Below are 8,777 nucleotides of genomic sequence, written 5' to 3'. Positions count from 1 at the left end.
ACGGCGCCCGGCCGCTGGCCCGGGTCATCCAGGAGAACATCAAGAAGCCGCTCGCGGACGAGATTCTCTTCGGACGCCTCGTCAAGGGCGGCCACGTCAAGGTCGTGCTCAAGGACAGCAAGCTGGCCTTCGAGATCGAAGGCGACGAACGCGAACCCGGCGCCCCGGTCATCGAGACCCCCGCCGACGAGCCGGAAGCGGTGGACTAGCACCGCCGCCAAAGGCTGGAAGCGCGAAGGCCCGGGAGCGATCCCGGGCCTTTTGCTTGCCCGCTTCGGCCGCGCCTAGCCTGTACGCCATTACGCTGCCCGACCCGACCTGCTGCCGCAGGCGGCGGCGAGGTGGAAAGCTGGCTGGACGCGCGCCGCTTCAACTAGCGGCGAGCCGCGTGGCGCGAGGACGTCTGCGCCCGAACCGCCGCAGGGCTGGCGCGCGCGGCCTGCCACAATGCTGAGGCTTGCGGCCGGCTGCGGAATGTTCTATCTTTGTTCTTATGACGTCCCAGCCGGCTAGGTCAGACATGCTGAGCGAGATGGGCGACTGCGCCTATCGGCTGGGCGTGGCGTTTGCGGCCGAGGCGGAGGCGGCGGACGACTGGACGCGGAAGACCGAGCTGTTCCAGCTCTTCGACCGCTGCTTCTTCAGCGTCCGGGTCGCCATCGCCCTGGAGCTTCGCCTGGAGCGTGAGCCCGGCCGGCGCACGACGGCCCTCGTGTCGCATGGCGCCGGGCGGGACGAGCACGAGCAGGAGCGCCTTGAGCGTGAACGGGTCGAAGCGCTCGAACGCGACGACCGCTCCAACGACGGCCCCGGGGCCTATACCGAACGGGATCGCGACCGCGAGGACGACCGGGAGCGGGCCAGCCTGCCGTTGCTGCTGTCGACCCTGAGCGGGGTCGCCCACGACGCCGCCGCCCTGCCCGGCCCCGCGCCGGCGGCGCTGCCCGCCTTGAAGGACCTGCTGTCCCGGGTCGGAGTACAGGCAACCCCGCCGCGCCGCCCGACGCCTCGGCCAAGCCCCTCCACAGGTCCTGTCCCGCTACGCGCCCGGCTCTCCGCCGGCGTCGCCCTGGCGATTCCACTCCCGCCGGCATCCGGCGCGGCCTCACCCCTCTGCCGCGCCACCGGTCCGCCGCGCCGCCGCTGAACCTCGATGATCCTTCTCCCCTTGCGGGAGAAGGTGGCTCGCGCAGCGAGACCGATGAGAGGTCGCACCGATCTTTCGCCGCCGCGACGCGTCGGCGCCGCCTCATCGACCACGAACCACACGAACGGCCCAGCCCCCTCCTGCGCCGCGCGGCTGCGCATCGGTGTGGTCGGTGGTTCTGAAGCAAGCGCCCCCGCGGCGCGACCTCAGGCGATCATCGCGGAGATCTGCTCCGCCAGGTCCTTCAGCTCGTCCATGTCGGCCATGCCCTCGGCATGCCGACCCAGCGGCACGCCTTCCCAGCGCGGGATGATGTGGAAGTGCAGGTGATAGACCGTCTGGCCGGCCGGGGCGCCGTTGAACTGGCTGATCGTCAAGCCGTCGGGCTTCAGCGCCGCGCGCACCGCCCGCGCCACGCGCTGCACGCCCAGCATCAGCGGGCCGATGATCTCGGGCGCCTCCTCCAGGAAGTTGCGCGCGGTCGAGTGCTTGGGGATCACCAGCACGTGCCCCTTGGCCTGCGGGAAGACGTCCATGAACGCCATGACGTGCTCGTCCTCGAACACGCGCACCGACGGCGCCTCGCCCCGCAGGATCTTCGCGAAGATGTTGCCGGCGTCGTATGTCCCGTCCAAGCTCATGAGGCGCTCCTGAAGCTGCGGCGCCACGCGTAGAGGCCTTCCCGCCTGCGATCAATGATCGTCAGCGGACAAGAAGGCCTCTTAAGTAAAGGGAGGAGCACGTTACGCTCGGCCGACCTGGCCGGCCCGAACGTGCTCCGGCAGGTTGGCCGGGAGGGGAAATGTCGGACAAGCCCAACAGCATGACGGCGCGCCAGGAGAAGTGGTTCGCCTCGATCCTGGAGAGCATGGAGCGCGAGACTGGCAAGACCCTCGACGAGTGGGTGGCCATCGCGAAGACCTGTCCTGAGACCAAGCCCGGCAAGCGGAAGGCCTGGTTCAAGGAGACCCACGGCATCGGCACGAACCGCGCCAGCGTCATCCTCGGCAAGGCTTTCCCCGAAGCCGCCCACTGGGCCGAGCCCGACAACCTGCGCGACACGCTCTGGGCCGACGCCGGCGCGCGAAAGGTCCTGGAAGCCATCGAGGCCGCTGTCGCCCCGTTCCCGGGCCTGGTCGCCGCTCAGCGCAAGGGCTTCACCGCCTGGTCCAAGGCCTTCCAGTTCGCCTCGGCCCGCCCGGCGAAGGGCGGGGTCCGCCTGGGCCTCGCCGTCGACCCCGCCGCCGACCCGCGTCTCCAGCCCCCGAAGAACGAAGGTTGGAGCGAACGACTGAAGTCGGTCCTGGTTCTCAACGCTCCCGCCGACGTAGACGCCGGCGTGAAGGGCCTGCTGAAGCAGGCCTTCGAGCGCAGCTAGGGCGCGGTCACCAGCTCAACCGCCTTCGCCAGGTCCGGATCGTCGGCGCGGCAGACGTCCGCCGCCAAGCGCGGCACCGCAACATCCGGGACCACTGGCCTGTCCGCATAGTCGCGGCCGTCTGGCGCCCAGACCCCGTCCACCGGCAGGGTCAGCCGCCAGCCGCCCGGAAGCGTCACCACGTCGCTGCTGAGCAGGTAGCCCGCCGTCGGCCGCCCGATCAGGGTCGCCCCAGCCAGCTCACGCATCATCAGGGCGAATCCCTCGCCAGCGCTGGCCGTCTCCTTCGCGGTGACGACGACGACCTTGCCCTTGTAGCGCTTGGGCCCGAGGTCCTCCGAATGGAAGACCGCCGCTCCCTGCCCCGCCTTGAGCGCGGCGAAGACCGCCTCCGTCGTATAGGCGCCGCGCACCGGCGGCAGCTTTGCGAGGTCGGCGGCGGTGGCGGCGCGCCCGAGCGGCGCCAGGAAGGCCCGCCCCAACAGCGCGACGGCCGGCTTGCTCTCGCCGCTGAAGTAGCTGGCCAGGCGCAGGCCCGAGATGTTGCCGCCGGTGTTGCTGCGGACGTCGATCACCAGCCCCTGGGTGTCGTCGAGGTCCGCCATCGCCTGGTCGGCCAAGTCTGCGGCGCCGTCGTCGAACCGGTCGATCCGGATGTATCCGAGCTTCACACCCGGCCGCACCGTAACCTTGCGCCACTCGAACCCGGGATGGCGCAATGGCCAGGCGGCCCGCTCGTGGCGGACGCTCACCGCGCGCCGACGTCCGTCGCAACCGATCACCGTCAGCACCGTCGCCTGCCCCAGCGCCCCCTGCAGCGCCTCGGGGTTGGCGATCCGGTCGCCGACGCGAAGCCCCTGCCGCTGGGCGTCGGTCAGTGGGACCACCGCGACCACCACCTCGTCCTTGCCGATCGTCTCCGTGAGCGCGCCGATCCCGACCCCGCCCTTCGTCGCGTTCGCGGCCGGCTGCGACAGGTAGAGATGCGAGACCTTCAGCTCGTCCAGCATGGCGTTGGCCAGCCGCGAGAAGCCGGCGTCGTCCTTGGCCTCGCCCAGCCGGGCCCGGTAACGCGCGCCGATCCCCCTCCAGTCACGCCCATGGAAGGTCGGGTCGTAGAAGCCTTCGTCCACGGCCTTCCAGACCTGGTCGAACAGCGCCGTGTAGCCGGGAGCAGCCTCGGCGGCGCGGGCCGGCTCCACGATCAGGGTGAGCCCCGCCAGCGCCGCGGCCAGGTTGCGGACGATCATCTCATGCGACTCCAAGCTTGACCGTCCCGCGCACAGGATGCCCGGCCCGCTCGGCGGCGCAAGGGCGTGTCAGCTCTCGGCCCGGAACGGCGAGAACTCCTCCTCTAGCCATTCCATCTCCTGCTCCACCCCCGCGCGCTCCTGCTCCAGAAAGCGCTCGACCGGGCCCCGCAGGGCCGGGTCGGCGATGTAATGGGCTGAGTAGACGGGCTTGGGCAGATAGCCGCGGGCGATCTTGTGCTGCCCCTGCGCGCCGGCCTCCACGCGCGACAGGCCCTGTTCGATCGCCCACGCGATGGCCTGGTAGTAGCAGAGCTCGAAGTGGAGGAACGGCACGTCCTCCACGCAGCCCCAGTGACGGCCGTACAGGCAGTCGCCGCCGATCAGGTTGAGGGCGCCGGCGATCCAGCGCCCGTGCTTCTTCGCCATCACCAGCAGCACGCGGTCGGCCATCCGCTCGCCCAGCAGCGAGAAGAACGGTCGCGTCAGATAGGGCCGGCCCCACTTGCGCGAGCCGGTGTCCATGTAGAAGCGGAAGAACGCATCCCAGTGGTCCTCCGTCAGGTCGGCCCCGCTGAGCCGATGCACCTCCGTCTCGGCCAGAGCGTCGCGCCGCTCGCGGCGGATGGTCTTTCGCCGGCCGGACGAGAGCGCGCCGAGGAAGTCGTCGAAGTCGCGGTAGCCGCGGTTCTCCCAGTGGTACTGCTGCCCCTCGCGCCGCCCCAGCCCCTGCTCGCCCATCCAGCGCCACTCGGCCTCGGTGAGGAAGTTGAGGTTGAGGCCCGAGGCCCCATAGCGCTCGCACAGCGTCAGTCCGCCGCCCAGCAGGTAGCGCCAGGCCTCCTCCCGGTCCACGTCGGGCCGGACCAGCAGCCGCGGCCCCGTCGCCGGGACGAACGGCGCCGCCGACAGCAGCTTGGGATAATAGCGCCCGCCCGCCCGCTCGTAGGCGTCAGCCCAGGCATGGTCAAAGATGTACTCACCCTGGCTGTGGCTCTTCAGATAGAGCGGCATCACCGCGGCGACCCGGCCGGCGTCGTCCTCGATCGCCAGGTGCTGCGGCCCCCACCCTGTGCGCTCCACGGCGCAGTTCGCCTCTTCCAGGGCCTGCAGGAAGTCGTAGCGGATGAAGGGATTGCCGTCGTACGCCGGATTGTCGGCGCAGGCATCCCAGGCATCGCGGCCGATCTCGGCGATGCGGCGGGCCACGCGAACCGCCGGCTTCAGGCTCACGCCCGCCCGCCCCTGTCCGGGACGAACCCCTCGAAGATGAGGTTGTCGCAGCCGTCCTTCACCGCGTCCCACTGCTTGGGCTTGCGGACCGTCCAGGCTACGACCGGCATGCCCTCGGCCCGTAGCTCTGCGGCGCGCAGGTGCGGCAGCACGTCGAGGCCCAGCGCCAGGAAGTGCGGCCGGGCGATCTCCACCTGCTCGAGGTTGCGGAAGGCCTGCCGCTGCTCGGCGGCCATATCGGCCGGCCGCTCCCACGCCCAACTGTCCAGGCCGCGCAGGACACCGGGATAACGGTCCGCGTACCACGCGTGGCTGTAGGGATTGAAACCGATGAGGCAGAGCGGGCCATTGTGGTCGGCGATCACCTCGTGCACCCGCTGCTCCAGCGGCCCGACCCCGCCGAACGGCGTCTTCAGCTCGATGTGGACCATCGCGCGATGGCCGATCACCGCCAGGGCCTCCAGCAGCGTCGGAATCTTCTCGTCGGTCCCGGCGAGGCGCAGCTCGGCCAACTCCGCGGCGGTGCGGTCGGTGACCTTTCCCTCGACGCCGGCCATCCGCTTCAGCGTGTCGTCGTGGAAGACCACCGCCTCGCCGTCGGCCGACAGGTGCACGTCCAGTTCGACGCCGTAGCCCGCGGCGCACGCGGCCTGGAAGGCGCCCAGCGAATTCTCCGGCGCGCCGTCAGGGCTCCACAGCCCCCGGTGCGCGATCGGGGGATCGAAGAGCAGATCCCAGGCCTCGCCGAAGCGCTTCCTCACCGGACCTGGACCACCGCGTCGACCTCGACGGCGAAGTTCATCGGCAGGCGGTAGACCCCCACCGCCGAGCGGGCGTGCCGGCCGGCGTCGCCCAGCGCCTCGACCATCAGGTCGGAGCAGCCGTTGACCACCTTCGGGATGTCGAAGAACGCCGGACCGGCCTGCACGAAGCCGCCCAGCTTCACCACTCGGACCACCCGGTCGAGGTCGCCCTCGCACGCCGCCTTCATCTGGGCCAGCAGGTTGACCCCGCAGATGCGCGCGGCGCGCACGGCCGTGTCGAAGTCGACGTCCTCGCCGACCACGCCCCGGACGCCGCCCGAGGCGTCCACCGAAACCTGGCCCGAGATGTGGACGAGGTCTCCCGCCCGCACGAACGGGACATAGTTGGCCACCGGCGCATTCGGCTGCGGCAGGGTGATCCCGAGGGCGGCGAGACGATCTTCGATTTGCGACATGGCGCCACGTCTAGCCCTCCGCAGCGCAAAGAAAAAGGGCCGGCCCTCGCGGACCGGCCCTGTACGCTTACTCTGACAACTGGCGCCCAGGCCGGAGGAGACCTCGGGACGCTTACGCTTACTCGGAAGAGGAAAGCCCGGGCTGCGCGGCCCGGGCTTTCGCGTTTCCGTACTATGGAAGCCTAGCGGACGGCCTGGAACTTCTCGACGGTCGCGGTGACGCGCTCGTTGAGCGGCTTCATCGATTCCTTCACCGAGGCGGAGACGGTCTCCGACATCTTGGCGAACTCGGCCATGTAGGTTTCCAGAGCGGACTTGGCGAAGGCGGTCTGCAGTTCGACCACTTCCTGCACGCTCTTGGCGCCGGCGAGCGACTTCGCGGCGGTGACTTGATTGTCGAAGACGGCCTTCGAGAAGGCCATGGCCTGGGCGCCCAGCGCTTCCGCGCCCTTGGCCGAAGCCGTCGCCGAGGCGACCATGGCTTCCAGGTTCTTCTTGGAATGGGTGTTCAGCTCGTTCAGCGCGGCGAGGCTCTTCTCGACGCCTTCCTTGAAGGCGACGTTGGAGGCGGCGGTGAACTGCTCGACGGTGGACTTCGCGGCTTCGGCGGCGGCCATGGAAGGTTCCTTCGAAATTGGGGACGGGACTTGTGGCACGGGGCGCAAAGCCCCATTCGGATCACTCCACCTTGTCTCATGTTGCACTGCAGCAGTCAACGACTTTTTGTGCAGTGCAACATACGCTTCCGGCATGAGCTCCGGCGACGCTTCAGCGACAGTTCATTGGGCGCCGCGACAATTGCGCCTGTTCAATCCTTGTTTACTCTCCTGCAAGGGTACGAGACGCATGGTACGAACTTCATGAGCGGCGCAGTGGCCGTTCCAACGCGTTGATTCGACGGACGAAGCATGATCCAGCACGCTCGCCGCCTGTTGCTTACCCTCGGCCTGGCCGCGGCCACGGCCTTTGGCGCGGTCGCGACGCCCGCCATGGCGCAGGTCCCGTACTTCCAGCTCATCCCGCAAAACTCGTCGAAGTATGCGGCGATCGTCGTCGATGCGAAGACCGGGGAGGTGCTGTACGCCAAACGCGCTGACGCGCCGCGGTATCCGGCTTCGATCACCAAGGTGATGACGCTGTACCTGGCGTTCGAGGCGCTGGCGTCGGGCAAGATCCAGTTGGATGACCCGGTCGTCTTCTCGCCGCGGGCCGCGGCCCAGGCGCCGACCAAGCTGGGCGTGCGCGCCGGCGACTCGATCACGGTGCTGCAGGCGATGCAGGGCATGGTCACCCGTTCGGCGAACGACGCCGCCGTGGCCATGGCCGAAAAGCTGGGCGGCACCGAGCAGCGCTTCGCCGCGCTGATGACCCTGCGCGCACAGGAACTCGGTATGAGCAACACGAATTTCGCGAATGCGAACGGCCTGCCCGACAGCCGCAACATCTCGACCGCCCGCGACCTGGCGATCCTGTCGCGCGCCGTGATGCGCGACTATCCGCAGTACTATCGGCTGTTCTCGACCAAGAGCTTCAACTTCCGCGGCCAGACGATCGGCAACCACAACCACATGCTGGACGAGGTGTCCGGCGTGGACGGCCTGAAGACCGGCTTCACCAACGCCTCGGGCTTCAACATCGCCATCTCGGGGGTGCGCGACAATCGCCGCCTGATCGTCGTCGTCCTGGGCGGCCCGACCCGCGTGACTCGCGACAAGGTGGCCGAGGGCTTGCTGCTGACCGGCTTCGACGTGCTTGACCGCCGCGCCCGCGGCGAGCAGATCACCGTCGCCCAGAACTTCTTCGAGCCGCCGCAACTGGCGCAGGCCACCACCCCCTCGATGCAGCAGGGCGACACCGAGGATGGGATGGGCGTCCGCCTCGTCTCCGCCCCGCCGCCCTCGCGCGCCTCCAAGATCCAGATCGTCGAGCCCAAGGACGTTCCGAAGCTGAACGGCAAGGGCAGGAAGGAGGCCGCCGGTCGCTGGACGGTGCAGGTGGGCAGCTTCAACAACCGCGCCGACGCCCGCGATCAACTGGCGATGGTCGGCAAGAAGTTCGGCAAGCATTTCGACGACGCCCGCGGCGTGGCGGAAAAGGACGGCGGCAAGTACCGCGCCCGTTTCTCCGGCATGTCGGAAGGCGACGCCAAGGCGGCGTGCAAGACGCTGAAAGCCAAGAAGCAGCCCTGCATGGTGATGCCGCCCGGCCGGGGATGATTTCAACCTGATCCTTCCCTTGTGGAAGATGCGGGGCCGCGCGGAGACATCCGCTGCGGCCCTTTTCATTGGCGTGAGGGCGCGCGGGGCGCAGCGAGCGCGGGCTCCAGCGCTGTCATCCCGGCCGGAGAGCTGGGACCCAGTTGAGATCGGCAATGCGTGTGGTCCTGAGGCCCGGATCGGTCTTTGGCCGTCCGGGATGACAGGTTTCAGAGGTCGGGGATGTAACCCCCTCCGCCTTCGGCACCTCCCCCAAAGGGGGAGGAACTAGATTTGTTTTAGATGCTCCCCCCTTGGGGGAGCTCGCGAAGCGAGAGGGGGTGGCTAGCCGGAG

General features: G+C 69.2%; 10 protein-coding genes. 4 read left to right on the top strand and 6 right to left on the bottom strand.

The annotated features are described in order from the left end of the window. The coding region (locus Q0L11_RS07315; protein WP_296596359.1) for a hypothetical protein at window positions 1-209 on the top strand (209 nt) is incomplete at its 5' end. 311 nt (window positions 210-520) lie between these two features. Then, window positions 521-1,147, top strand: coding sequence for a hypothetical protein (locus Q0L11_RS07310; RefSeq protein WP_296596358.1), 627 nt, complete (start codon window positions 521-523; stop codon window positions 1,145-1,147). Between the two features lie 206 nt (window positions 1,148-1,353). Here Q0L11_RS07310 and Q0L11_RS07305 read toward each other — a convergent pair whose 3' ends face one another. After that, window positions 1,354-1,788 carry an HIT family protein gene (locus tag Q0L11_RS07305; protein WP_296596357.1) on the bottom strand — a complete coding sequence of 145 codons (435 nt, stop codon included), beginning with the start codon at window positions 1,786-1,788 and terminating at the stop codon, window positions 1,354-1,356. Between the two features lie 161 nt (window positions 1,789-1,949). On the opposite strand from Q0L11_RS07305, the gene Q0L11_RS07300 reads away from it, so the two are divergent. Further along, on the top strand, window positions 1,950-2,525 hold the full coding sequence (locus tag Q0L11_RS07300) for a DUF4287 domain-containing protein (RefSeq protein ID WP_296596356.1): 576 nt from the start codon (window positions 1,950-1,952) through the stop codon (window positions 2,523-2,525). Here Q0L11_RS07300 and Q0L11_RS07295 read toward each other — a convergent pair. From Q0L11_RS07295 to Q0L11_RS07275, 5 genes are all read right to left on the bottom strand, one after another. After that, on the bottom strand, window positions 2,522-3,775 hold the full coding sequence (locus tag Q0L11_RS07295) for a S41 family peptidase (RefSeq protein WP_296596355.1): 1,254 nt from the start codon (window positions 3,773-3,775) through the stop codon (window positions 2,522-2,524). The two genes, Q0L11_RS07300 and Q0L11_RS07295, sit on opposite strands and share 4 nt — an antisense overlap. A 69-nt stretch (window positions 3,776-3,844) precedes the next feature. After that, window positions 3,845-5,008, bottom strand: coding sequence for a GNAT family N-acetyltransferase (locus tag Q0L11_RS07290; RefSeq protein WP_296596353.1), 1,164 nt, complete (start codon window positions 5,006-5,008; stop codon window positions 3,845-3,847). Next, the gene (locus Q0L11_RS07285; protein ID WP_296596352.1) at window positions 5,005-5,769 is read right to left on the bottom strand and encodes a glycerophosphodiester phosphodiesterase; all 765 of its coding nucleotides are present in this window, start codon (window positions 5,767-5,769) and stop codon (window positions 5,005-5,007) included. The genes Q0L11_RS07290 and Q0L11_RS07285 overlap by 4 nt, the downstream gene beginning before the upstream one ends. After that, on the bottom strand, window positions 5,766-6,227 hold the full coding sequence (locus Q0L11_RS07280) for a RidA family protein (RefSeq protein ID WP_296596351.1): 462 nt from the start codon (window positions 6,225-6,227) through the stop codon (window positions 5,766-5,768). The genes Q0L11_RS07285 and Q0L11_RS07280 overlap by 4 nt, the downstream gene beginning before the upstream one ends. A 182-nt stretch (window positions 6,228-6,409) precedes the next feature. Continuing rightward, on the bottom strand, window positions 6,410-6,844 hold the full coding sequence (locus Q0L11_RS07275; protein ID WP_296596350.1) for a phasin family protein: 435 nt from the start codon (window positions 6,842-6,844) through the stop codon (window positions 6,410-6,412). 291 nt (window positions 6,845-7,135) lie between these two features. Between Q0L11_RS07275 and Q0L11_RS07270 the strand changes: the two genes are divergently transcribed. Continuing rightward, window positions 7,136-8,443 carry a D-alanyl-D-alanine carboxypeptidase gene (locus tag Q0L11_RS07270; protein ID WP_296596349.1) on the top strand — a complete coding sequence of 436 codons (1,308 nt, stop codon included), beginning with the start codon at window positions 7,136-7,138 and terminating at the stop codon, window positions 8,441-8,443. Window positions 8,444-8,777 lie beyond the last annotated feature (334 nt).

Source organism: Phenylobacterium sp. (assembly GCF_024508875.1).
Lineage (GTDB): Bacteria > Pseudomonadota > Alphaproteobacteria > Caulobacterales > Caulobacteraceae > Phenylobacterium.
The sequence above is the reverse complement of the archived record's forward strand: the minus strand, read 5'-3'. Positions and strand labels throughout refer to the sequence as shown.

Excerpts from the sequence above, each read along its gene's own strand:
- Q0L11_RS07310 (WP_296596358.1), top strand. The coding sequence starts at position 521 with ATGCTGAGCGAGATGGGCGACTGCGCCTATCGGCTGGGCGTGGCGTTT.
- Q0L11_RS07305 (WP_296596357.1), bottom strand. The coding sequence starts at position 1,788 with ATGAGCTTGGACGGGACATACGACGCCGGCAACATCTTCGCGAAGATC.
- Q0L11_RS07300 (WP_296596356.1), top strand. The coding sequence starts at position 1,950 with ATGTCGGACAAGCCCAACAGCATGACGGCGCGCCAGGAGAAGTGGTTC.
- Q0L11_RS07295 (WP_296596355.1), bottom strand. The coding sequence starts at position 3,775 with ATGATCGTCCGCAACCTGGCCGCGGCGCTGGCGGGGCTCACCCTGATC.
- Q0L11_RS07280 (WP_296596351.1), bottom strand. The coding sequence starts at position 6,227 with ATGTCGCAAATCGAAGATCGTCTCGCCGCCCTCGGGATCACCCTGCCG.
- Q0L11_RS07275 (WP_296596350.1), bottom strand. The coding sequence starts at position 6,844 with ATGGCCGCCGCCGAAGCCGCGAAGTCCACCGTCGAGCAGTTCACCGCC.
- Q0L11_RS07270 (WP_296596349.1), top strand. The coding sequence starts at position 7,136 with ATGATCCAGCACGCTCGCCGCCTGTTGCTTACCCTCGGCCTGGCCGCG.